1 pseudogene is annotated in these 788 nt (G+C 68.3%); it reads right to left on the bottom strand.

From position 1 onward, the window contains the following. Positions 1–788 (bottom strand): annotated as a pseudogene (locus A5706_RS33890) (glycosyl transferase); the annotation flags it as partial.

The raw sequence follows: 788 nt of genomic DNA, 5'->3' as shown, positions 1-788 counted from the left end.
ACATGGTCGAAGGCGGGGATGCCGCCGTCCTGCGCCCGGGAATAGATCAGCGCGCGCTCGCCCAGTTCCGCGCAGGCCCCGCCGATCATCGTGACCAGATCCGCGAGCGACCCGACGGGCATGCTGCCGAAGCCGAAATAGATCGGCGGCGTTCCGGCGGTGATCCACGACGCGACCTCGTCGTCGGCATCGGTGGGCGACTCCATGGTCAGCGCGCCGACGAACGGCCGCCGGGCGCCCCATTCCTCGGCCAAGCCGGGAAAACAAAGCGCGTCGTAGGCCTGGATCTCCAGCGCGCCGAGTTCCGACATGCGTTGCGGCGCAGGGCAAGTGGCCTTCGGCAGACCCAAATCCCGGCGCTGCGCTTCCTCGGCGCTCCGGGTGAACCGCCAATACATCCAGTCGAGGGTCTTCATCGTCGAGCGAACCAGCGGCGCGGGCAACCGCGCGGGAAACGCCACGTGGCCGTTGGGCCGCATCGGGTAGAAGTGCAACGCGGCCAACGGAATGTCGTAGCGCTCGGCGACGTTGGCGGCGATCTCCTGATAGAGCTGGCCCGTCAGCAGCAGGTCGACCCCGTCGACGAGCGACTTGAGCGCGGCGCCCAGCTCTTCGAAGCCCGCCCGGACCGGCTCCATCGCCTCGCGGGCCAGCTTGACCGGGTTTTGGAACTTCCAGGAGTTATGCAGGAAATCCTCGTCCAGCTGCTGCTGGGAATCCCGCTGCCCGTAGGCGACGGCAGGCATCCCGGCCGACTCGACGAAGCCGATCAGGTTGGGCGGCACCGC

The sequence above is a fragment of the Mycobacterium sp. E796 genome, assembly GCF_001672815.1.
In the GTDB taxonomy this organism is placed as follows: domain Bacteria; phylum Actinomycetota; class Actinomycetes; order Mycobacteriales; family Mycobacteriaceae; genus Mycobacterium.
This window is presented reverse-complemented; position numbering and strand designations above follow the sequence as displayed.